The sequence below is a fragment of the Microbacterium sp. NPDC089695 genome, from assembly GCF_044749085.1.
Taxonomy (GTDB): domain Bacteria; phylum Actinomycetota; class Actinomycetes; order Actinomycetales; family Microbacteriaceae; genus Microbacterium.
In genome coordinates, this window is the sequence record NZ_JBIVHG010000001.1 from 2,034,961 (window position 1) to 2,057,052 (window position 22,092).

The following is a 22,092-nucleotide window of genomic DNA, read 5'->3' on the forward strand; positions in this document are numbered from 1 at the left end:
CGTACCCAGTCGACGCGCAGACAGCGCCGATAGGATGAGACAAACACGAGGAAGGGTGGGCCTCTGATGGAATGGCTCGTGCCGGTACTGATCGTCGTCGGCGTGATCCTGCTGGTGGGGATCTATCTCTGGGCGACGTACAACTCGCTGGTGCAGCTGAACGTGCGCGTCGATGAGGCATGGAGCGGCATCACGGTGCAGCTCAAGCGTCGAGCCGACCTCATCCCGAACCTCATCGAGACCGTCAAGGGCTACGCCTCGCATGAGAAGGCGGTGTTCGAGAACGTCACACGGGCACGCGCCGAGACGCTCGCGGCCAGCGGTCCGGGCGAGGCCGGGATCGCCGAGGGGCACCTGCAGCAGGCGCTGCGCAGCCTGTTCGCCGTGGCGGAGGCGTACCCGCAGCTCCAGGCCAGCCAGAACTTCCTCCAGGTGCAGCAGGCCCTCGTCGACACCGAGGACAAGATCCAGGCTGCTCGTCGGTTCTACAACGGCGGCGTGCGCGAGCTCAACACCAAGATCAAGGTGTTCCCGAACAACCTGTTCGCACGCGGCCTCGGCTTCACCGAGCGCGAGTTCTTCGAGGTCGCCGACACCGGCGCGATCTCCGAGCCGCCGCGCGTGCAGTTCTGACGCCGAGCCCTCGGTTCACGCGAGAGTCGGCGCTGCTCACCAGACGACGAGGGCGACCCCGTCGTCCGACGGCGTGACCTCGCCACGGACTCCCCAGGTCTCGGTGCGATAGGTCTCGGTGCGTGGTGCACCGTCCTGTCCCGTTCCGGTGACCGTCGCCACGAGCACGCCGCCGTCGGCCGTGAACAGGTCGTCGTCGCCGAGCGTGATCTCGGGCATGCGGTCGACGCGGAACCGCACGTCCGCCACGCTCGCGAACTCCGTTCCCCAGGGGATGCGGATGCCGCAGCCCTCGGGCACGACTCCGCCCGGCGCCCCGGTCGCCACGCACTCGTCGAGATGGTCGTCGAGAGCGGCCTGCGCCCGCGACTGCACGTCGAACGTCTGTGACGCCGAGGGGCTCGGGCGAGGCGTGGACGACGGTGCTGAGGCGGCGGACAGGACGACCCACAGCGCCACGGCTGCGACCACCACGATCGCCGCACCGGCGATGATCCATCCGGTACGGCGCCTCACGCCGCGCTCTCCCTCGCGTGCACGTGGCGGCGCAGCGAGACGCCGGGCATCGACGCCAACGCTCCGTGCAGGGTGTCGGATGCCGTGCCCCACCCCGACACCGACACGTGCTCGAGCCCCTGCCACGATGCCGCGAGGGCGATCTGCTCGGCGATCCGAGCGGCATCGTCATCGGGCTGAGCAGGCGGCTCCCACCATGACGACTGCACCTGCAGCGTCGATGACGCGCGGTCGGCCTTGAGGTCGAGGCGCGCGACGATGCGGTCGCCGACGAGCACGGGCAGGCAGTAGTAGCCGTAGCGCCGCTTCTCTGCGGGCACGTAGATCTCGATGCGGTAGTCGAGGTCGAACGCGCGCAGTGCGCGGTCGCGGAACCACACCACGGGGTCGAAGGGCGTCAGGAGGGCGGCGGTGTCGATGCGCCGGGGCAGGACGGCCTCGCGGTGTCGCCATGATCGGAGCGGGCGTCCGCCGCGTTGCCAGCCGCGCACCTGCACGGGGAGCAGCTCGCCGGCATCCGTGAGATCGGAGATCGACTGCGTGACCGCGGCACGGTCGCGGATGCGGTAGTAGTCGGCGAGGTCGGACGCGGTGGCGACTCCCGACGAGCGCGCCGCACGCCGGACGAGCTCCCTGATCGCGTCTGAGCGGTCGACCGTGCGCGAGCGGATCGCATCGGGGATCACGTGCTCCGCGAGCGCGTACGTGCGTTCGAAGCCCGTGCGACCGCTGATCGCCACGTCGCCGGTGCGCCAGAGATGCTCGAGCGCGAGCTTGACGTCATCCCAGTCCCACCACGTGCCCCGCTCGCGGGGCGCGTCGTCACGCAGATCGGCTGGGCGCAGCGGCCCGCGGGCGCGCAGTTCGTCCTGCACCCAGGCGAGGGTGCGCGGGTTCCGGCTCGGCCACGAATCGGCGTTCGCCCACCGTTCGCGGAACCTGTCCATGCGGAACTGCCAGAGCGGCCAGTCCTCGACCGGGATGAAGGTGGCCTCGTGAGCGAGGTATTCGACGTAGTGCGTCGTGCGGGAGAGGAAGACCCTGTCGAGAAGCGCGGGGTCGTAGCTCCCCAGGCGCGAGAAGAGCGGCATGTAGTGCGACCGCGCGAAGACGTTGACCGAGTCGATCTGCAGCGCGCCGAGCCTGTCCATGAGGCGATGGATATGACGTGCGGCCGGGGCCGCCGGACGCGCGCGCGAGAATCCCTGGGCGGCCAACGCGATGCGGCGTGCGTGGGCGGAGCTGAGGCTGTCGATCACGACGCCAGCGTATCCCCGGCCTCCGACATCTTGCGTCTCGCCGTCGGGGCCACAGGCCCGATCGCCGTAGACTTGGGCGATGAGCGAAGAGCAGCGGCCGCGGCTGAGGGATCTCTTCCGCCCGCGTGCGATCACGACCGACCGCACCGTGACGACCGAGGCCGACGAGGCCGTGCCCCTCGGCCTGCGCGTCACGGCCGGGTACGCCTGGCGTCTCCTGCTGATCGCAGCGGTCGTGGCCGGGTTCATCTGGATCGTGATCCAGCTCAAGCTGCTCGTGATCCCGCTGATGGTCGGCATCCTCGTCACGGCGCTCCTGTGGCCGGCCTTCCAGTGGATGCTCCGACGCGGTCTCCCTCGGTGGCTCGCCGTCGCGATCTCGCTGATCGGCACGATCGCGATCGTCTCGGTGTTGATGTGGCTCGTGGTCTGGCAGATCCGGCAGCAGCTGTCGGACGTGCAGGAGCGCAGCGCGCAGGCGATCGACGAGTTCCGTCAGTTCCTCCTCGACGGTCCGCTGCACCTCAGCGAGAAGCAGATCCAGGACTACATCGAACAGGGCCTGCAGATCGTCAACGAACAGGCGCAACTCCTGTTGAACGGCGCGCTGGCCGTCGGTACGACGGCGGCGCACATAGTGACCGGCGCCGTGCTCGCGCTGTTCATCCTCATCTGCCTCCTCGCCGACGGTGCGGGGATCTGGCGCTGGACGCTGCGACTGTTCCCGCGCGCCGCGCGTCCCGCCGCGGACGCCGCCGCCACGAACGGCTTCGCCACGCTCGTGAACTACGCGCGCACGCAGCTCTTCGTCGCCGCGATCGACGCGGTCGGCATCGGCGTCGGTGCAGCGCTCCTCGGAGTCCCGCTCGCGATACCCGTCGCCGTCCTCGTCTTCCTCGGTTCCTTCGTGCCTATCGTCGGCGCGGTGGTCACCGGCGCGATCGCGGTGCTGCTCGCGCTGGTCTACAACGGCCCCTGGATCGCTCTGGCCATGCTCGGCGTCGTCCTGGCGGTGCAGCAGATCGAGGGTCACATCCTGCAGCCGATCATGATGGGGTCGGCGGTGAAGGTGCATCCCCTCGCCGTGGTGCTCGTCGTCGCCGGCGGATCCATGGTCGGCGGTATCCCCGGGGCGCTGTTCGCCGTGCCCCTCGCGGCGTTCGTGAACGTCGCCGCGGTCACCATCAGCACAGGATCCTGGCGCACCGGCGACCAACCGGACGCCGACCTGATCTGGAGCACAGTCCCGCGAGAGCGGACACGGAGGAATCGATGAGCGCAGTCCCCAGCCTGACCGAGTTCGAGAGCGCCGCTCAGGGTCTGGCTGAGGTGATCATGCACACGCCGACGCTGCCCTCGCGAGCGTTGACCGACGTGCTCGGATCGCTGGTGCTCCTGAAGATGGAGAACCTTCAGCGCACCGGATCGTTCAAGATCCGCGGCGCGGCCTACCGCCTGTCGCGCCTCAGCCCCGAGGAGCGGGCGCGCGGGGTCGTCGCCGCATCCGCAGGCAACCACGCGCAGGGCGTCGCGCTCGCCGCCCAGGCCCTCGGCATCCCGGCGACGATCTTCATGCCGCTCGGCGTCCCGGTGCCCAAGCTCCTCGCGACGCGCGGCTACGGGGCCGAGGTCGTGCTGGAAGGCGAGACCGTGGCGACCTCGCTGCGACTCGCTGCCGAGTTCTCCGAGCGCACCGGCGCGGTGCTGATCCATCCGTTCGACCACCGCGACGTCGTGATCGGGCAGGGCACGCTCGGGCTCGAGCTGCTCGACGACGCACCCGACGTCGACACGATCGTGCTCGGCATCGGCGGGGGAGGTCTCATCGCGGGCGTCGCCGCCGCAGCGAAGGCCCGTGCGGCGCAGCGGGGTCGCACGGTGCGGATCATCGGCGTGCAGGCCGAGAACGCCGCGGCGGTCCCGCCCTCGCTCGACGCCGGGCATCCGGTCGACATCGAGACGAGGCCGACCATCGCCGACGGCATCCTCGTCGCGCGTCCGGGCGCGATCCCGTTCGAGATCATCAGAGATCTCGTGGACGAGGTCGTGACCGTCTCGGACGACGACCTCGCGCGAGCGATCCTGATCCTCCTCGAGCAGACCAGGGTCGTCGCCGAACCCGCGGGGGCCGCGGGCGTCGCGGCGATCCTCGCGGGCAAGGTCCGGGGGAGCGGCACCACGATGGCCGTGCTCTCCGGCGGCAACATCGATCCGCTGCTGCTCCAGCGCGTCGTCTCGCACGGACTCGCAGCCTCCGGTCGCTACCTCACGATCCGCATCCCGCTGCCCGATCGTCCCGGTCAGCTCGCCCGCGTCTCGGAGCTCATCGCCGAAGCCGGCGCGAACGTCATCGAGGCGATGCACACCCGGCACGGGCACGGCCTGCAGATCAACGACGTCATCCTCGAGCTCAGCGTCGAGACGCGGGGTCCTGAGCATTCCGAGTTCACTCTCGACACGCTGCGCACCGCCGGCTTCACGCCGATCGTCGTTCCCGACTGAGGCGCGACCCGAAGACGAGAAGGCCCCCTCCAGGCGGAGGGGGCCTTCTCGTGGGTACCGGGACTCAGCCCGTGTAGGTCTCGACGTTCACGATCTCGACCGAGATCGAGCGACCGTTCGGCGCCTCGTACGAGGACTTCTCGCCGACCTTGAGACCGAGGATGGCCTGACCGAGCGGGCTGGCCTCGCTGTAGACGTCGTGGTCGCTGCCGGCCGCGATCTCGCGGCTGCCCAGCAGGAAGACCTCTTCGCCGCCCGCCACGACGGCCGTGACGACCGTGCCGGGCTCGACGATGCCGCGGCTCGCAGGCGCCTCACCGACCTTGGCGGTCTTCAACAGGCCCTCGAGCGTGCGGATGCGCGCCTCCTGCTTGCCCTGCTCGTCCTTCGCGGCGTGGTAACCGCCGTTCTCTTTGAGGTCGCCCTCCTCGCGGGCGGCCTCGATGCGCTTGGCGATCTCGTCGCGACCGGTCGTCGACAGGTGCTCCAGCTCGGCGACGAGCCGATCGTAGGCTTCCTGCGTGAGGAAGGGAACCTGAGCGTCAGTAGACATGACGAAGCTCCTTCATTCGGTATCCGCCGATGTCTGCCGGGGATATGCCAAGACGCCCCGGCACGGTGCCGGGGCGTCGTCTGTCTGCCTGAAGTCTAGGCGACCCAGCAGCTGTTCACCAAACCTGTGGTGGCCTCCGAGACGGTCGGGACGGTCGTCGAGAGGGCCTGCGAATGGCTGTCGGACGCCGGGATCTCGACCACCTTCCAGCCCACGACGCCGAACTCCTCGTCGAGCGCCTCGACGACGCAGACGACGTCGCGACCCGAGGCGCCGGTGATCTGGAAGCGCACGTCGACACTGTGCTCGTCGACCAGTTCGAAGCCGAGGTCGTCGGAGTCGACGGTGTTCATCTGCGACGAGACCGTCATCCACCCGAATGCGCCGACCAGCAGCGCGGCGACCGTGATGAGGATGATCCAGGGCGCTCGGCGTCTGCGGGTGCGGCCGTAGCGGTCGTCGAGCTGTTCTGCGGTCGTCACGGGGTGGTTCTTCCGGTCGTTAGGCTGGTACTTCCAGGTTATGCGACCTGCGCAGGAAAGGCAGACTCTATGCTCGCTCTGACCGAGACCCCGATGCCGACACCGACCATGACGGTGGCGCCCGAGTCGGTCACGCCCGGATTCGTCGGCTTCGCGGCCGTGGTCATCCTGCTCGTCGCGGTGATCCTGCTGATCCTCGACATGAATCGCCGTATTCGCCGTGTGCGGTACCGCGAGGAGGTGCGGGAGGAGCTGGATGCGGAGGAGGCCGCCCGTGCCGCCGACGAGGCGACCGAGACGGACGCCGACCTGCCCGAGGTGCGCGAGGGCGACGACGACCCCGAGAAGCGCTGACGCCCCGGCCGTGGACCTCAGGCGCCGAGCGACGGCGACAGCGGGTGCAGCGCGATCAGCAGACACGCCGTCCAGTGGCACAGGAACGCCAGCACCGTGCACACGTGGAAGATCTCGTGGAACCCGAAATGGCCCGGCCACGGGTTGGGCTTTTTGAGCGCGTAGACGACGGCGCCGCCGGTGTAGAGCAGCCCGCCGACGATCACGAGCACCATCATCGCGCCGTTCGCGTTCAGGAGGTCGACGATGTACATCACGGCGGCCCAGCCGAGCAGCAGGTACAGGGCGACGTAGAGCCAGCGCGGAGCGTTGATCCAGAACACGCGGAAGAGGATGCCGAGCAGCGCGCCGCTCCACACGAGGATCAGCAGCAGCATCCCCTTCTCGGGCGGGAGCGCGAGCACCGCGAGCGGCGTGTACGTGCCGGCGATGAGCAGCAGGATGTTCGCGTGGTCGATGCGCTTGAGGATCACCTTGACCATCGGACCCCAGTTGAACCGGTGGTACACGGCGGAGTTGCCGAACAGCAGCAGAGAGCTCGCCATGAAGACGGCCGAGGCCCATTTGGCGGCGCCGCTCTGCGCGAACACGATCAGCAGCACACCGGCGGCGACCGCGACGGGGAACGTGCCCGCGTGGATCCAGCCGCGCCAGGTCGGCTTGATCTCGACGTGGGCATCGTCGGCCGCTTCCTCGAGCAGTGGCAGCTGCGGCAGGTCGGGCGCGGAGTCGTCGGGGGTGCTCACGTGCTCACTCTAGGTGTCGCGCCATTCCGCGAGGCGTACATATCCTGAGCATCCGCCCTCGGCGCGCACGACCCCGGCGCGATAGCGTAGGGAGGTGATGTCACGTGAGGGTCAGGGGCGGGGTCCGCTGTACCGGCTCTACACCAGTCGGCTGCGTCGCCACCTCGACCCGGCAGCGATGCCGCACCACGTCGCCATGATGATCGACGGCAACCGTCGGTGGGCCCGGCAGCTCGGATACGACACCGCGGCCGAGGGGCATCGGGCGGGCGCGGCCAAGATGCGCGAATTCCTCGGCTGGTGCGACGAGCTCGGCATCCGCGTGGTGTCGCTGTACCTGCTGTCGAGCGACAACCTCCGCAAGCGCGACTCCGCGGAGCTCGCCGATCTCATCGAGATCATCGCCGAACTCGCTGAGGCGCTGTCGCGCGAGGGCAACTGGCGCGTCAAGCACGTCGGGCGGTCCGACATCCTCCCGCCGGAGCTCGCGCGCGTGCTCGACGACGCCCAGGAGCGCACGAAGGACCACACCGGGTTGCACGTGAACCTCGCGGTCGGCTACGGGGGACGCAACGAGATCGTGGATGCGGTGCGCAGCATCGTCACGGCGCACCAGGCGTCGGGCGGGACCATCGAGGACCTCGCCGCCCACCTCACGCCCGAGATGATCGGCGAGCATCTCTACACGGGCGGCCAGCCCGACCCCGACCTGGTGATCCGCACGAGCGGCGAGCAGCGGCTCAGCGACTTCCTGCTGTGGCAGAGCGCGCACAGCGAGTTCTACTTCGTCGAGGCGCTCGGTCCCGACCTGCGACAGGTCGACTTCCTGCGCGCGATCCGCGATTTCGCCGACCGTGATCGTCGCTTCGGGCGCTGACCGCGGCATCCGTTCATCAACCCGTAACGAATCGGCGGCGTGTCGAATCGCGCCGATGTCGGTCGCTGGTCGTAGCTTCTAGGCATCGGGCAAGGCGCCCGTCGGGTCGGCCTCAGGTTCGCGACTCGTGACCCCCTGGTCGACTCGTTCGAAATAGCCGGGATTCCCCGGGTCGGGAGTGGGTCGTGACCTCACGTACAGCGCAGCAGACCACCAGCACCGCGCAGCAGTCCACCCGTAAGACGACGAGGCAGGCGACCTCCGCGGTCCCTGATCAGGACCTCCGCACATACGTGCTGGACACCTCGGTCCTGCTCAGCGATCCGCAGGCCCTGTTCCGGTTCGCCGAGCACTCCGTGGTCCTCCCGGTCGTCGTCATCACCGAGCTCGAGGGCAAGCGCCACGACCCGGAGATCGGCTACTTCGCGCGTCAGGCGCTGCGGCACCTCGACGACCTGCGCATCGAGCACGGGCGGCTGGACTTCCCCGTGGAGGTCGGCGAGGGCGGCACGCTCCGCGTCGAGCTCGCCAACACCGACACCTCCGTGCTCCCGGCCGGCATCCGGCTGAGCGACAACGACAGCCGCATCCTCTCGGTCGCGATGCACCTCGCTCAGGACGGGCAGGACGTCACGATCGTCTCGAAGGATCTCCCGATGCGCGTCAAGGCGGCATCCCTCGGCCTGCGCGCCGAGGAGTATCTGGCCGAACAGGCGATCGACTCCGGGTGGACCGGCATCACGACGCTCGACCTGTCGGGCGACGAGATCAGCGACCTGTACGAGAGCGAGGTCGGGATCAGCGAGGACGCCCGCGGCCTGCCGGTCAACACCGGACTCATCATCCACTCCGAGCGCGGTTCTGCGCTCGGTCGCGTCACGGGTGACGGGGAGTACCGCCTTGTGCGCGGCGACCGCGACATCTTCGGGATGCACGGACGCTCGGCCGAGCAGCGCATCGCGATCGACCTTCTGCTCGACCCCGAGATCGGCATCGTGTCGCTCGGCGGGCGGGCCGGCACCGGCAAGTCGGCGCTCGCGCTCTGCGCCGGTCTCGAGGCCGTGCTGGAGCGTCAGCAGCAGAAGAAGATCATCGTCTTCCGGCCGCTCTTCGCCGTCGGCGGACAGGAGCTCGGATACCTCCCCGGCGACCAGGGCGAGAAGATGGGGCCCTGGGGCCAGGCGGTGTTCGACACGCTCGGCTCGGTGGTCTCCGGCAACGTGATGGAGGAGGTCGTCGAGCGCGGACTGCTCGAGGTTCTGCCGCTCACGCACATCCGCGGACGGTCGCTGCATGACGCCTTCGTGATCGTCGACGAGGCGCAGTCGCTCGAGCGCAACGTGCTCCTCACGGTGCTGAGCCGGATGGGTCAGAACTCGCGGGTCATCCTCACGCACGACGTCGGTCAGCGCGACAACCTGCGGGTCGGACGCCACGACGGCATCGCGAGCGTGATCGAGACGCTGAAGGGCCACGACCTGTTCGCGCACGTCACGCTCATGCGGTCGGAGCGCTCCGCCATCGCGGCGCTCGTGACCGAGCTCCTGGAGGGCGGCGAGCTCAGCTGAGCCCGCCCGCCAGCGGATGCCGTGGGGGCGGCATCCGCTGGCGTCCGGGGTCGGGGCCCGGGGCCGGGGCCGGGGTCGGCGTCCGGGGTCGGGGCCGGTCGTTTCAGGTGACACTTCGGGGGCCGACACGCCAGATCGCAACCGTTTCGGGAGGGAACGGGCGGCATGTGGCGTGTCGGCCCCCGAACCGTCACGTGTGGTCGCGAAGACGTGCGGCGGCGCCGAGGACAGCCGCCTGCACGGTCGGCCAGTCGTGGACGACCTGGGCGTAGCTGAAGCGCAAAGTCTCGTATCCGGCGGCCGACGCCGCGGCGTCCCGCATCAGGTCTCGGTGTCTTCTCGCCGTCCCGGTGTGATTCTCTCGACCGTCGACCTCGATGATCAGACGTCCGCCCACGACGAAGTCGACACGACCGACGCCGTCGATGGCGACCTGGCTTGCGAGCACGAAGCCCAGAAGGTGGAGACGGAGGCGGAGCAGGGACTCGAGTCCGCTCTGGGCATCCGCTCGTGCGAGGTCGACGAGCCATCGGGCATACGCCGGTAGAGACTGTCGTACCCGTTGCACCGCCGCGCGGCTCAGTCGGCCGAGGTTGAGAGCGGACTCCAGCGACGCGAAGAAGGATTCGTCTCCGCAACAGCGGTGAACGTGCACGAGGGCCGTCTCGACATCGACCGAGCCGAGCGGGACATCGCCGCGGAAGTAATGACCGATGCACCGGCATCCGTCGTGTTCGAGCGCGCGCCCACGGCGTCCGATCCAGACGTGGGGTCGAGGATCGTCCTCGAACACCCAGACCCCGTGCATGCGCAGCGCGGCGGCGCATGTGAGGGCGCCGCCATGCAATGCGGCCTCGCGGACGTCGCCGTGTACAGAGCTCGTCGCGAACACTCCGGGGCGTACGCGCTCGATCTCGCCGCGACGCACCGCCTGGGAGAGGCGCTGACGCGTCACGCCGAAGCCCTGCAGCGTGATACCGTGCGCGAGACCGCCGAGGCTGGTGATGACGTCATGAGGCGAGAGCATCGACCCAGCGTGTCGGGCTCATCACGCCCCGGCATCCGTCGTCCGTCTTCTCCCCGATAACGGGGGACAGGTCGCCGGAAGCAGCCCCTGGGGAGGATGAGTCGCGTCGTACAGAATGGGGGCCGACACGCCAGATGTCGGTCCGGAACACGTGTTCCGGCAGTGATCTGGCGTGTCGGCCCCCGAAGTGGAGCGGAGCGGAGCGGGGTGTGGAACTCAGCCCGGGTGCGTCATCGACAGCAGGTCGAGCTTCTCGTCGAGCTGCTCGAGGGTCAGCTCGCCGCGCTCGACGTAGCCGAGGTCGATCACCGCGTCGCGCACCGTGATGCCCTGAGCCACCGAGTGCTTGGCGATCTTCGCAGCAGCCTCATAGCCAATGAGCTTGTTCAGGGGCGTGACGATCGACGGGCTCATGCCCGCGAAGGCGGCGGCGCGCTCGAGGTTCGCCTGAAGGCCGTCGACCGTCTTGTCGGCGAGCACGCGCGAGGCGTTCGCGAGCAGACGGATCGACTCGAGCAGCGCGGTTCCCATCACGGGGATCGCCACGTTGAGCTCGAACGACCCGGATGCTCCGGCCCAGGCGACCGTCGCGTCGTTGCCGATCACGCGGGCGCAGACCATGAGAACGGCCTCCGGCACGACCGGGTTGACCTTGCCGGGCATGATCGACGATCCGGGCTGCAGGTCGGGGATGTGGAGCTCGCCGAGTCCGGTGTTGGGGCCCGACCCCATCCAGCGCAGGTCGTTGTTGATCTTCGTGAGCGAGACCGCGATCGTGCGCAGGGCGCCCGACGTCTCGACGAGTCCGTCGCGGTTCGCCTGGGCCTCGAAGTGGTCCTTCGCCTCGGTGATGGGCAGCTCGGTCTCGGCCGCGAGAAGTGCGATGACCTTCTGCGGGAAGCCGAGCGGGGTGTTGATGCCGGTGCCGACGGCCGTGCCGCCCAGCGGGACCTCGGCGACGCGGGGGAGCGCGGACTGCACGCGCTCGATGCCCAGGCGGACCTGACGCGCGTAGCCGCCGAACTCCTGACCGAGCGTCACGGGTGTCGCGTCCATGAGGTGCGTGCGGCCGGACTTGACCGCGTCCTTCCACAGCTCCGCCTTGGCCTCCAGGGCCACGGCGAGGTGGTCGAGCGCCGGGATCAGCGTGTCGATCAGCGCCTGGGTCACGGCGATGTGCACCGAGGTCGGGAACACGTCGTTCGACGACTGCGAGGCGTTCACGTGGTCGTTCGGGTGCACGGTCGCGCCGAGGATGCGGGTCGCGAGCGTCGCGAGCACCTCGTTCATGTTCATGTTCGACGAGGTCCCGGATCCGGTCTGGTACGTGTCGACGGGGAACTCGCCGTCGTGCGCACCGGAGGTGACCTGGTCGGCCGCCTGAGCGATCGCGTCGGCGATGGCGCCGTCCAGGGTGCCCAGCTCCTTGTTCGCCAGTGCGGCGGCCTTCTTGATGCGCGCGAGCGCGGCGATCTGCGCCGACTCCAGACCCTTGCCCGAGATCGGGAAGTTCTCCACGGCGCGCTGCGTCTGCGCTCCGTAGAGCGCGTTCACGGGCACCCGCACCTCACCCATGGTGTCGTGCTCGATGCGGTACTCCTGCTGGGTGTCGGTCATTCCGAACCTTCCTTGGTTGCGGGGCTGTGCCCCTCGGTCTCGATTCCGTCGGTCTCGATGCCGACCGTCACGACGGGCACCGCGGTGCCCTCGGCGAGTCGGTAGTTGGCGCCCACGATGCCGAGTCGGCCCTCGGCGACCGCGTTCGAGATGATCTCGGACGACTGGAGCAGATCGCCCACCGTGTTGCGCAGGTGCTCGCGACCGACGAGTTCGGCGTCGATCTCGTCGACCGTGCGTCCGCCGCTCTCGGCCAGCACCTTGCGGGCCGCAGGCACGATGGGGGCGACGAGCTTCCAGATGTGCGGGGGGAGGGGAGCGGCGTCGATCGCGGTGCCGTCGATCGCGGCGCGCACGGCGCCGCACGAGTCGTGCGCGAGGACCACGATGAGCGGCACCTCCAGCACGGCCACGGCGTACTCGAGGCTCGCGACGATCGACTCGCCGATCACCTGGCCGGCGTTGCGCACCACGAAGAGGTCGCCCAGGCCGAGGTCGAAGATGATCTCGGCGGCCAGGCGCGAGTCGGAGCAGCCGAACAGCGTCGCGACCGGATGCTGCGCCTCGGCGAGGTGCTTGCGGCGGGCGACGTCCTGGTTCGGATGCCGGGGTGCGTCGTCGACGAAACGCTGGTTGCCCTCCTGCATCTGCTTCCAGGCGGCGGCGGGCGTGAGCGTCTGTGTCATGAGGACTCCGAGAGTTCGCGGATCTGGGGTACCAGGCTCTCGGCCAGCTCGGCGGTCGAGGCAGCCGATCGGGAGCCGTAGAGCAGCACGTAGTCGTCGCCGGCCTGCGTGCCGATCGCGTACGTGAGGTTCTGCTTCGCGCCTGCGTCGCCGAGCGAGTACACGTCCCACTCCAGCCCGCCGATCCTGGTGGTGTCGGTGGGGGCGATGCCGTTCAGGCGCTGCGGAGCCCACGACGAGTCGGCGTCGAACGCCTGGGCGAGCTTGACGAAGCCGCGCTCGTTCTCGGACTCCGGAGCGAGCGTGACGTCCCACACCACGGTCGCACCGCTCGTGAGCTCGGCGGCGTTGACCCGCCAGAAGTCGTCGTCGACCGGGACGATGACCGGGCTCCCCATGGTGCTCTCGACGTCGGCGGCGATCCGCTCGACATCGATCGTGCGCGGGGATGCCGGTTCGCCGCGGGGCACCGCGAACACGATCACGGCGACGATCGCGAGGGTCGCGATGAGGGCGGCGACGAGACCGCGCACGGTCTGGCTGGCGCGGTAGGCACGGCTGAACTCGGCCTTGCGGGTCGCCGTCTCCTCCGGGGTCTCGGGGCGACCGAGCTCGGCGTTGACGGGAGGCGCCTTGCTCACGACTCGTCCTCACCGGATGCGGTGTCGGATGCTGCGCGTGCGGCGTCGAGGCGGCGCTTCGCGCCCAGGAGCCATTCCTCGCAGCGGGCCGCCAGGGCCTCTCCGCGCTCCCACAGGGCGAGCGACTGCTCGAGGGTCGGCGCTCCCTGTTCGAGCTCCGACACGACCTTCACGAGCTCGTCGCGCGCGGCCTCGAACGACAGCGTGTCAACGGGGGTGTCGTTCAGCGCACTCACCCCTCCATCCTACGCGCTGCGCGCGTAGGCTCCTGCGGGCCGGTCAGCGGCGTTCACGCCGGACTCTGGGCGCCGTTCTCGGCGATCTCGCCCTCCGATCGCGCGGCTATCGAGCCTCGGTCGACCGTGATCGTGAGCGCGCTGCCCGCGGGCGCATCCGTCGCGTCGCGCAGGATCCTGCCCCCGTCGAGGTGCGCGATCGCGTAGCCCCGTGCGAGCGTCGCTGCGGGCGACAACGCACGCAACGACGCGCGCAGCTCGCTGGTCGCGCGCCCGCCGGCGTCGAGTCCGCGGGTGACGGCGTCACGTCCGCGTGAGAGCAGCAGCCAGACCTCCTGCGAGCGGGCGTCGATGATCGGATCGGGGGAGCGCAGGGCGGGACGAGAGCGGAGCTGTTCGAGCTGCGCGATGTCATGCGAGACCCGCTGCGTCAGCCGCATGGTCGCGCGAGAGCGCAGCTGGGAGATCAGGGCCCGCTGTTCGCTGACGTCCGGTACGACGCGCTTGGCGGCATCCGTGGGCGTGGACGCCCGCAGGTCGGCGACGTCGTCGAGCAGCGGATGGTCGTTCTCATGTCCGATCGCGCTCACCACCGGGGTCTTCGCGGCCGCCACCGCGCGGATGAGACGTTCGTCGCTGAAGCCGAGGAGCGTCTGCGGGTCGCCGCCGCCGCGGGCGATCACGATCACGTCGACGTCGGGATCGGCATCCAGTCGTGCGAGTGCCGCGAGCGTGTCAGGAACGCAGCGGTCGCCCTGCACCGCCGCGTACTCGGTGCGGAAGCGCACCTGCGGCCAGCGGAGCTCGGCGTTGCGATGCACGTCCTTCTCGGCATCCGAACGCTCGCCCGTGATGAGCCCGATCACGTGCGGGAGGAACGGCAGCCGCTTCTTCCGCGCGGGATCGAACAGGCCCTCCTGCCGCAGCTGCGCTCGCAGCCGCTCGAGTCGCTCCAGCTGATCGCCGAGACCCACATGCTTCATGGCCGACACCGCGAAGCTGAAATCGCCCGCCTTCACGAAGTAGTCGGCCTTCACCGCGGCGACCACGTGGTCGCCGACGCTGAGATCGCCGGGGATGCGCGCGCGCACGCTCGACCAGATGCGGATCGAGATCTGCGCGTCGGAGCGGGTGTCCTTGAGTCGGGCGAAGATGTTGCCGCCGCGCACGTTCCACGAGGTGATCTCGCCCTCGACCCACACGGTGTTCCAGCGCGCGACGAAGTCGCGGATCGTGGCGTTCAGGCGGGCGACGGAGGTCGGGGCGTCGGCCGAGGAGGCGCGCGGCGCGACGGCATCCGCGGGCGGGGTCTCTCCCGCACTGGTCGACGCTTCGAAGACTGTCATCCGCTCAGTGCACCTTTCCGGTCCCGCCCAGGAAGCCGACGGTAGAATTCACATGTGACTTCGACTGCCGTGCATCTCCCCGCTCCGCGTGTCCCTCGAGTGCGGGCGGCGGCCGGGCGGCTTCAGGATAACCCGGTCGTCGGACACAAGCGCGTCCTGCTCGCGGCCCCGCGCGGATACTGCGCCGGCGTCGATCGCGCTGTGGTGGCCGTCGAGAAGGCGCTCGAGCGCTACGGCGCGCCCGTCTACGTGCGCAAGCAGATCGTGCACAACATCCACGTGGTGACCGAGCTGGAGGAGAAGGGCGCGATCTTCGTCGAGGAGGTCGACGAGGTGCCCGAGGGTGCGCACGTCGTCTTCAGCGCGCACGGTGTCTCTCCGGCGGTCGTGAACGCGGCATCCGACCGCGGACTCCACGCGATCGACGCGACCTGCCCGCTCGTCACCAAGGTGCACCGCGAGGCCGTGCGCTTCGCACGCGACGACTTCGAGATCCTCCTGATCGGCCACGACGGGCACGAGGAGGTCGAGGGCACCGCAGGCGAGGCTCCCGATCACGTGACCGTCGTCAACTCGCCGGAGGAGGCTGACACCGTTCAGGTGAAGGATCCGTCGAAGGTCGTCTGGCTGTCGCAGACCACGCTGTCGGTCGACGAGACCATGGAGACCGTGAACCGTCTCCGCACCCGGTTCCCCGAGCTGCACAACCCGCCGTCCGACGACATCTGCTACGCCACGCAGAACCGTCAGGTCGCGATCAAGAAGGTCGCAGCGAACGCGGATCTCGTGATCGTCGTCGGCTCGTCGAACTCCTCGAACAGCGTGCGGCTGGTCGAGGTCGCGCTCGAGTACGGAGCGAAGGCCGCGTACCGTGTCGACTACGCGGAGGAGATCCAGCAGGAGTGGCTCGACGGCGTCGAGACGGTGGGCGTGACCAGTGGCGCGTCCGTGCCCGAGGTGCTCGTGCGCGAGGTCCTCGACGCGATCGGCGATGCCGGATACCGCGACGTCGAAGAGGTGAAGACGGCGGAGGAGGACCTGATGTTCTCGCTGCCGAAGGAGCTGCGCCAGGATTCGTCCGGCCAGCGCGATGCTCGCGCGCTCGGGGGACGCGCATCCGGCGGAAGCGCGTAGCTCCATGACCGCCGCGGAAGCGGAACCGACGCTCATCGGGTCGGTTCAGCGTGCGCTGCGCCTGGTCGACATCGTCGCGAATTCGCCCCGTCCGCTGCCGGTGAAGATGCTGGCCGCGATCACCGGACTCACTCTCGGCACGACCTACAACCTCGTGCGCACGCTGGTCCACGAGGGATACCTCACCAACGAGCCGGACGGACTGGTGCTCGGCACGCGGTTCCCGGCCTTCCAGTCCGAGGCGGATTCGCGGGGTGTGTTCCTGGCCCGGGTGCGGGCGGCTCTGCGCGAGGTGACAGACGAGGTCGGAGCGACCGCGTACCTGTCGCGATTCCACGACGGCGAGATGCATCTCGTCGACATCGTGGATGCCGTGCGCAACCCCCGCATAGAGCTCTGGGTGGGGCTGGACGCCAGCGCTCACGCGACAGCTCTGGGCAAGCAGATCCTCACCGACCTGTCGAACGAAGAACGCCTCGACTACCTGTCGCGCCACCGCCTGGAAGAACTCACCCCGAGGACGATCAGCGATCGACGCACCCTGCTCACCCAGCTCGAGCACTCGCCCGGCTTCGCGGTCGACCGGGAGGAGTACGCCGTCGGCAACACATGTGTCGCGGTTCCGGTGGTCGCCCCGAACGTCATGGCATCGCTCGCGATCTCGCTTCCGACCGACCATGCGATCGTCGATCGCACCCTCGTCACCAGACTCCAGCGCACCGCCAGACGACTCTCGCTGCAGCTCGGCGCGGGTGCGCTGGACGGCAGCGATCCGGGCGTCGAGTTCTCGATCTGAGCCGGTTTCACCATCTGAAGAAATGCCCCTGGCGGACCCGACGGGGCTTTCCTAGTCTCGAACATGTGGACGTCTGTGCGAACGACGTCCACTGGTGGTGGGATGTCCCCAGTGTCCTCCACTTGGACGGCGAGTGACCCCAGTGCTCGCCGTCCGCGGCCCCGAGGATTCCCCATGCCTCCGGGGCCGTCATCGTCTTCGCGGCGGGCAGCATGCTGGGAGCCGTTCCGAGACGCGGCGGATAGCATGGCGATATGACCGATCAGCGCCCGCAGTACGGGGAATTCGCGACTCCCGAGGAGCAGCGGAGGGCGGCCGGGCTGCCTCCGCTGGATCAGGCGCCGCATGTCATGGTCGAAGAGGCGCCGATCGCGTCCGCTCCCGACGCTCCGGACGTGAAGCGGTCTCATCCGGTCGACCGCGTCCTCACGATCGGCATGCTCGCCTACGGCCTCATCAACGTCGTGATGACCGGGCTCTCGTACCTCGACTTCGCGTCCGCCATGAACCAGGTCATGGGAATCGTCGGGGTCGAGGGGGAGTTCACCAACTACGCCCAGGGGCGCCTGTGGGGGACCATCGCCGCGATCGTGCTCGTGGCCGGCTGGTCGCTCACGGCCGCGGTCTCCATCCGCCGTCTGCGTCGCGGTCTCATCGCCTGGTGGGTGCCGATCGTCGGCGCCGTCGTGACGATGATCGCGACCTCGATCTGCGTCGCGATCCCGCTCATGGGAGACCCCGCGTTCATGGAGTACATCGCGCGCAGCGCAGGCTCCTGACCTGCGGCGCGGGTCCCTGACACGCAGGATGCCCCCGGCCGGCCGGCCGGGGGCATCCGTGTTCTCGGCGTCCGAGCGTCAGCTCTGCGACTGCCCGTACGAGCCGAGCTGGCGGGTGGACTCGACGACGCGAGCGGCCATGGCCGTCTCGGCGATCTTGCCCCAGGCGCGCGGGTCGTACTGCTTCTTGTTGCCGACCTCGCCGTCGACCTTCAGGACGCCGTCGTAGTTCTTGAACATGTAGTCGGCGATCGCCCGGGTGTACGCGTACTGCGTGTCGGTGTCGATGTTCATCTTGATGACGCCGTTGGCGACCGCGAGCGCGATCTCCTCATCGGTCGAGCCGGAGCCGCCGTGGAAGACGAGGTCGAGGGGCTTCGCCGAGGTGTTGTACTTCGCGGCGACCTGCTGCTGGATCTCGCCGAGCAGTTCGGGGCGCAGCTTCACGCCGCCCGGCTTGTACACGCCGTGCACGTTGCCGAAGGTGAGCGCCGCGATGTAGCGGCCCTGCTCGCCGAGCCCGAGGGCCTGGACGGCCTGGTCGACGTCGGCGAAGGTCGTGTAGAGGGCCTCGTTCGAGCCTTCGTGCTGGACGCCGTCCTCCTCGCCGCCGACGACGCCGATCTCGACCTCGAGGATCGCGTTGATCGCCTTCATGCGGGGGAGCAGATCCTTCGCGATCTCGATGTTCTCAGCGAGCGGCACGGCCGAACCGTCCCACATGTGCGACTGGAAGATCGGGCTGCGGCCGGCCTTGACCTCTTCCTCGGATGCCGCGATGAGCGGCTCGACGAAGCCGGCGAGGGCGTCCTTCGGGCAGTGGTCGGTGTGCAGTGCGACCGTGATCGGGTAGTTCTTGGCGACCTCGGTGGCGTAGCGGGCGAAGGCGAGGGCGCCGGTCGCGCGTGCCTTGACCGTGTGGCCGGCGAAGTAGTCGGCACCACCGGTCGTGACCTGGATGATGCCGTCGGAGCCGGCCTCGGTCAGGCCCTGGAGGACGGCGTTGATGGTCTGCGAGCTCGAGACGTTGAATGCGGGGTACGCGAAGCCGCCGGCCTTCGCGCGGTCGAGCATTTCGGCGTACTGATCCGGGGTGGCGACGGGCATGAGAACTCCTGCGATAGGTGAAGCCGGGACAGCAGTCACTCTATCGGGGCGCACCACAGGATGCGGGGGAGCCGCCGCAGGGGGATGCCTTCTCCTGCGCTGGTGTTAAGAAAGCCTAATCCTTCGTGCTGAGATGCGTGAAAAGGGGACGTTTGCGCCTGCGCGGCTGGCTATGCTGACCGCATGGTGAGTCTTACGGCCGATCTGAGCCCCCTGCGTCCCGACCGAAACCTCGCAATGGAGCTGGTGCGTGCGACCGAGGCCGCGGCCATCCGCGCCGTGCCGTTCATCGGTCGTGGAGCGAAGGAGGCGGCCGATGGCGCCGCCGTCGACGCCATGCGCGCCTTCCTCGGGACGGTCGCGTTCCAGGGTCGCGTCGTGATCGGCGAGGGCGAGAAGGACAATGCCCCGATGCTGTTCAACGGCGAGGAGGTCGGCACCGGCACCGGACCGCAGTGCGACATCGCGGTCGACCCGATCGACGGCACCTCGCTCACCGCGGCCGGGCGGCAGAACGCCCTGTCGGTCATCGCGGTCTCGGACCGTGGCTCGATGCTCGACGCCTCCAGCGTGTTCTACATGGACAAGCTCGTGACGGGACCGGCCGGCGTCGGCGTCGTCGACATCCGCCTGCCGATCGGCGAGAACATCCGCAAGCTGGCCGGCGCGCTCGGCAAGCCCGTCGACGAGATCGTCGTCTCGGTGCTCAACCGGCCTCGGCACGAGAAGCTCATCCAGGAGATCCGCGACGCCGGCGCCGGTACCCGTCTCATGAGCGACGGCGACGTCGCCGGAGGGATCAACGCCGCACGTCACGCGGCGCGCACCGACATGTGCGTGGGTGTCGGCGGCAGCCCGGAGGGCATCGTGACGGCGTGTGCGATCAAGGCGCTCGGCGGTCACATCCAGGGGCGCCTGTGGCCGCGAGACGACGACGAACGACAGCGCGGCATCGACGCCGGGCTCGACATGGACAAGGTCTACGAGGCCGACGACCTCGTGCGCGGAGACAACACGATCTTCGTCGCGACGGGTGTCACCGACGGTCAGCTCGTCGGGGGTGTGCGCCGCGAAGGCGGTTACATCTACACCGAGAGCGTCGTGCTGCGCGGCGCGTCGGGAACCCTGCGTCGCATCGCCTCGGAACACCTCGTCTCGAAGTGGCTGTGACCGCAGAACGACGCGCGCCCGTAGGGCATCGTTACCGACCCGTCACCCGCTGATCGGGCCCGAACCCGGCTTTTCGCGAGCGCCGTGTCACAATTGACCCTGGGTTTGTCGCCGTCGACGGAGCCGCCAGGCACCGCAGGCACAGGAGGGCGAGCACATGGCAACGCAGCACACGGGTGGGGCTCCGGCCGCACGTACGAAGATCGTCACCACCAACACCGGACGCATTCTGCGGGTGAACCTCGACGAGGCATCCGCTCCGGGTGAGGCTGCTCCTGGAGCGCCTGCACCGGCTGCTCCGGCCGTGGTCGTCACCGATCCGGCTCGCCGTGCGGACGTGCTCTTCCGCAAGCGCCGGGACGAGGGCCACGAACTGAGCTCGTGGTGGATGATCGGTGCGTTCGTCGTCACGAGTGGACTCGTGATCCTGCTGCTCAGCGGCGTTCCGGGCGTCGCCTGAGGCGGGAGCCGTGACGCGCGGTCTTTCACGAGCCGCGCACGGACAGCCGCGCTCAGCCGTTCAGGCTCACGCGTCGCGGTCGCCCCGATGCTCGTCGAGGCGTGAGCGGACGTCACCGACGTCCGCGAACAGAGCATCTTCCTGACGGTCATCGAGCCGACGGTCATCGACGTCGCGGTCATCCTCGTCGCGCTCTTCTGCGACGATCAGCTCGGATGCGGTGAACCTCCGCGTCTGGGTGTCGGAGACACCCGCGACCGGTGCGAGCCCGCTCGTGTCGATGCCGGGGAACTGCCTCGCGGTCACGAGGACGCGACTCTCGAGCGACCCTGCGAAGCGGTTGTAGCTGTCGACCGTGCGCTCCAGTGCACGGCGGAGGTCGTCGGCATGGCCCGCCAGTACGCCCAGGCGTTCGTACAGCTGCGTGCCGAGCGCGAGAAGCGCCCGCGCCTCCGTCGACACCTCCTGCTGCGTCCAGGTGTACGCGACGGTCTTCAGCACCGCCCACAGATTGACGGGGGAGGCGAGCGCCACACGTCGACCGAAGGCGTAGTCGAGAAGAGTCGGATCCTCATCGATCGCGGCGGCGAGGAGGGACTCGCTCGGCAGGAAGCAGATCACGAACTCGGGCCCGGCGTCGAGCCCCGACCAGTAGGCCTTCTTCGCGAGGGCGTCGACATGAGCGCGCACGGCCTTGACGTGCTTCTGCATGAGCACGCGGCGCTGCGCCTCGTTCGCGTCGCCGATCGGGAGCGCCGAGGCTTCGAGGTACGCGTCGAGCGGGACCTTCGCGTCGACGGCGATCGACGCTCCGCCGGCGAGGCGGATCACCATGTCGGGTCGGCCCTGGCCGCGATCCGAGGTGATCGTCGCCTGCAGGTCGAAATCGACGTGTCGCGTGAGCCCCGCGGCCTCGACGACCCGTCGCAGTTGCGTCTCGCCCCAGACACCACGCGTCGCCGTCGAACGCAGGGCGCCCGCGAGAGACTCGGTCGTCGCCCGCAGGGCTTCGTCCGACTCCTGAGCACGACGCAACTGCTCGGCGAGGGAGCCGAACTGCGCCTGCCGCTCGTGCTCCATCGTCGCGACCTTGCTCTGCATCTGCTGCAGGCTCTCGCGCACCGGGGCGAGCGCCGTCAGCACGGCGTTCTGCTGCTGCAGTCGTGCGGCCTCCGTGCGCTGCTCCTCGCGGCCGTGCTCTACAGCATCGCGATAGAGGTCGTACTGGCGGTCGCGGTCGTCACGAGCCGCAGCGAGCTCCGCCTCGGCGCGGGCCAGATCGGCCGCGCCTCGCCCGGCGCGGAGCATCCATCCCGCGGCTCCGCCGATGAGCAGCGCGATCAGCAGAAGGGCGACCGTGAGAGCATCCATGTGCCCATGGTGACTGGGGCCACCGACATTCCGAGGAGCGACGCGGGAGAGCGGTCAGGCGACAGCGCGCGCGAGAGTCGCGACGACAGGCTCGGTCACCCGCAACGTCAGAGCGGTCAGGCGACAGCGCGCGCGGGAGTCGCGACGACAGGCTCGGTCACCCGCAACGTCAGAGCGGTCAGGCGACAGCGCGCGCGGGAGTCGCGACGACAGGCTCGGTCACCCGCAACGT

The 22,092-nt window shown here is 69.2% G+C and carries 24 protein-coding genes; 11 read left to right on the forward strand and 13 right to left on the reverse strand.

Annotated elements, in window-relative coordinates:
- The first annotated feature begins 66 nt into the window (after positions 1-66).
- On the forward strand, positions 67-633 hold the full coding sequence (locus tag ACIPYT_RS09770; RefSeq protein WP_401073049.1) for a LemA family protein: 567 nt from the start codon (positions 67-69) through the stop codon (positions 631-633).
- Between the two features lie 36 nt (positions 634-669).
- Here the strand turns inward: ACIPYT_RS09770 and ACIPYT_RS09775 are convergent, their stop codons facing one another.
- Together ACIPYT_RS09775 and ACIPYT_RS09780 are read right to left on the reverse strand one after the other, a co-directional pair.
- Positions 670-1,149, reverse strand: a complete 480-nt coding sequence (locus ACIPYT_RS09775; RefSeq protein ID WP_401073052.1) for a hypothetical protein — start codon at positions 1,147-1,149, stop codon at positions 670-672.
- The gene (locus tag ACIPYT_RS09780; protein WP_401073055.1) at positions 1,146-2,408 is read right to left on the reverse strand and encodes a winged helix-turn-helix domain-containing protein; all 1,263 of its coding nucleotides are present in this window, start codon (positions 2,406-2,408) and stop codon (positions 1,146-1,148) included. The genes ACIPYT_RS09775 and ACIPYT_RS09780 overlap by 4 nt, the downstream gene beginning before the upstream one ends.
- Positions 2,409-2,487: 79 nt before the next feature.
- Between ACIPYT_RS09780 and ACIPYT_RS09785 the strand changes: the two genes are divergently transcribed.
- Positions 2,488-3,684, forward strand: a complete 1,197-nt coding sequence (locus ACIPYT_RS09785; RefSeq protein ID WP_401073057.1) for an AI-2E family transporter — start codon at positions 2,488-2,490, stop codon at positions 3,682-3,684.
- Positions 3,681-4,910, forward strand: a complete 1,230-nt coding sequence (gene ilvA, locus ACIPYT_RS09790) for a threonine ammonia-lyase (RefSeq protein WP_401073060.1) — start codon at positions 3,681-3,683, stop codon at positions 4,908-4,910. Before ACIPYT_RS09785 ends, ilvA begins: the two co-directional genes overlap by 4 nt.
- 64 nt (positions 4,911-4,974) lie before the next feature.
- On the opposite strand, the gene greA is transcribed toward ilvA, so the two are convergent.
- Positions 4,975-5,463, reverse strand: coding sequence for a transcription elongation factor GreA (gene greA, locus ACIPYT_RS09795; RefSeq protein WP_401073062.1), 489 nt, complete (start codon positions 5,461-5,463; stop codon positions 4,975-4,977).
- Between the two features lie 95 nt (positions 5,464-5,558).
- Entirely contained in the window at positions 5,559-5,945 is a 387-nt protein-coding gene (locus ACIPYT_RS09800; RefSeq protein ID WP_401073064.1) for a DUF4307 domain-containing protein, read from the reverse strand.
- Between the two features lie 69 nt (positions 5,946-6,014).
- Between ACIPYT_RS09800 and ACIPYT_RS09805 the strand changes: the two genes are divergently transcribed.
- Positions 6,015-6,299: a hypothetical protein gene (locus ACIPYT_RS09805; protein WP_401073067.1), complete on the forward strand. Its 285-nt coding sequence runs from the start codon at positions 6,015-6,017 to the stop codon at positions 6,297-6,299.
- A gap of 17 nt (positions 6,300-6,316) precedes the next feature.
- On the opposite strand, the gene ACIPYT_RS09810 is transcribed toward ACIPYT_RS09805, so the two are convergent.
- Positions 6,317-7,045 carry a hemolysin III family protein gene (locus tag ACIPYT_RS09810; protein WP_401073069.1) on the reverse strand — a complete coding sequence of 243 codons (729 nt, stop codon included), beginning with the start codon at positions 7,043-7,045 and terminating at the stop codon, positions 6,317-6,319.
- 97 nt (positions 7,046-7,142) lie between these two features.
- Here ACIPYT_RS09810 and ACIPYT_RS09815 point away from each other — a divergent pair, with 97 nt between their 5' ends.
- A complete protein-coding gene (locus ACIPYT_RS09815) occupies positions 7,143-7,922 on the forward strand; it encodes an isoprenyl transferase (protein ID WP_401074797.1) in 780 nt (259 codons plus the stop codon).
- Between the two features lie 185 nt (positions 7,923-8,107).
- Positions 8,108-9,490, forward strand: coding sequence for a PhoH family protein (locus ACIPYT_RS09820; protein ID WP_401073072.1), 1,383 nt, complete (start codon positions 8,108-8,110; stop codon positions 9,488-9,490).
- A gap of 190 nt (positions 9,491-9,680) precedes the next feature.
- Here the strand turns inward: ACIPYT_RS09820 and ACIPYT_RS09825 are convergent, their stop codons facing one another.
- The 6 genes from ACIPYT_RS09825 to xseA form a co-directional block, all read right to left on the reverse strand.
- Positions 9,681-10,517, reverse strand: coding sequence for a DUF559 domain-containing protein (locus ACIPYT_RS09825; RefSeq protein WP_401073075.1), 837 nt, complete (start codon positions 10,515-10,517; stop codon positions 9,681-9,683).
- A 216-nt stretch (positions 10,518-10,733) separates the two neighbouring features.
- A complete protein-coding gene (locus tag ACIPYT_RS09830; RefSeq protein WP_401073077.1) occupies positions 10,734-12,134 on the reverse strand; it encodes a class II fumarate hydratase in 1,401 nt (466 codons plus the stop codon).
- Positions 12,131-12,820, reverse strand: coding sequence for a carbonic anhydrase (locus tag ACIPYT_RS09835; RefSeq protein WP_401073080.1), 690 nt, complete (start codon positions 12,818-12,820; stop codon positions 12,131-12,133). Before ACIPYT_RS09835 ends, ACIPYT_RS09830 begins: the two co-directional genes overlap by 4 nt.
- The gene (locus ACIPYT_RS09840) at positions 12,817-13,461 is read right to left on the reverse strand and encodes a DUF4245 family protein (RefSeq protein ID WP_401073083.1); all 645 of its coding nucleotides are present in this window, start codon (positions 13,459-13,461) and stop codon (positions 12,817-12,819) included. Before ACIPYT_RS09840 ends, ACIPYT_RS09835 begins: the two co-directional genes overlap by 4 nt.
- Positions 13,458-13,697 (reverse strand): exodeoxyribonuclease VII small subunit, encoded by a 240-nt coding sequence (locus ACIPYT_RS09845; RefSeq protein WP_401073086.1) that lies wholly within the window; start codon positions 13,695-13,697, stop codon positions 13,458-13,460. The genes ACIPYT_RS09840 and ACIPYT_RS09845 overlap by 4 nt, the downstream gene beginning before the upstream one ends.
- A gap of 53 nt (positions 13,698-13,750) precedes the next feature.
- The gene (xseA, locus tag ACIPYT_RS09850; protein WP_401073089.1) at positions 13,751-15,043 is read right to left on the reverse strand and encodes an exodeoxyribonuclease VII large subunit; all 1,293 of its coding nucleotides are present in this window, start codon (positions 15,041-15,043) and stop codon (positions 13,751-13,753) included.
- A gap of 54 nt (positions 15,044-15,097) precedes the next feature.
- On the opposite strand from xseA, the gene ACIPYT_RS09855 reads away from it, so the two are divergent.
- From ACIPYT_RS09855 to ACIPYT_RS09865, 3 genes are all read left to right on the forward strand, one after another.
- Positions 15,098-16,177 carry a 4-hydroxy-3-methylbut-2-enyl diphosphate reductase gene (locus tag ACIPYT_RS09855; protein ID WP_401073092.1) on the forward strand — a complete coding sequence of 360 codons (1,080 nt, stop codon included), beginning with the start codon at positions 15,098-15,100 and terminating at the stop codon, positions 16,175-16,177.
- A 4-nt stretch (positions 16,178-16,181) separates the two neighbouring features.
- Complete coding sequence (locus tag ACIPYT_RS09860) at positions 16,182-16,973, forward strand: IclR family transcriptional regulator (RefSeq protein ID WP_401073095.1); 792 nt, start codon at positions 16,182-16,184, stop codon at positions 16,971-16,973.
- Positions 16,974-17,227: 254 nt separating this feature from the next.
- Positions 17,228-17,752, forward strand: coding sequence for a DUF6264 family protein (locus tag ACIPYT_RS09865; RefSeq protein ID WP_401073098.1), 525 nt, complete (start codon positions 17,228-17,230; stop codon positions 17,750-17,752).
- A 78-nt stretch (positions 17,753-17,830) separates the two neighbouring features.
- On the opposite strand, the gene fbaA is transcribed toward ACIPYT_RS09865, so the two are convergent.
- A complete protein-coding gene (gene fbaA / locus ACIPYT_RS09870) occupies positions 17,831-18,859 on the reverse strand; it encodes a class II fructose-bisphosphate aldolase (RefSeq protein ID WP_401073100.1) in 1,029 nt (342 codons plus the stop codon).
- Positions 18,860-19,042: 183 nt separating this feature from the next.
- On the opposite strand from fbaA, the gene glpX reads away from it, so the two are divergent.
- Positions 19,043-20,029: a class II fructose-bisphosphatase gene (gene glpX / locus ACIPYT_RS09875; protein WP_401073102.1), complete on the forward strand. Its 987-nt coding sequence runs from the start codon at positions 19,043-19,045 to the stop codon at positions 20,027-20,029.
- Positions 20,030-20,186: 157 nt separating this feature from the next.
- Positions 20,187-20,489 (forward strand): hypothetical protein, encoded by a 303-nt coding sequence (locus tag ACIPYT_RS09880; protein WP_401073104.1) that lies wholly within the window; start codon positions 20,187-20,189, stop codon positions 20,487-20,489.
- Between the two features lie 66 nt (positions 20,490-20,555).
- Here ACIPYT_RS09880 and ACIPYT_RS09885 read toward each other — a convergent pair whose 3' ends face one another.
- A complete protein-coding gene (locus tag ACIPYT_RS09885) occupies positions 20,556-21,860 on the reverse strand; it encodes a DNA recombination protein RmuC (protein WP_401073107.1) in 1,305 nt (434 codons plus the stop codon).
- Positions 21,861-22,092: the final 232 nt, after the last annotated feature.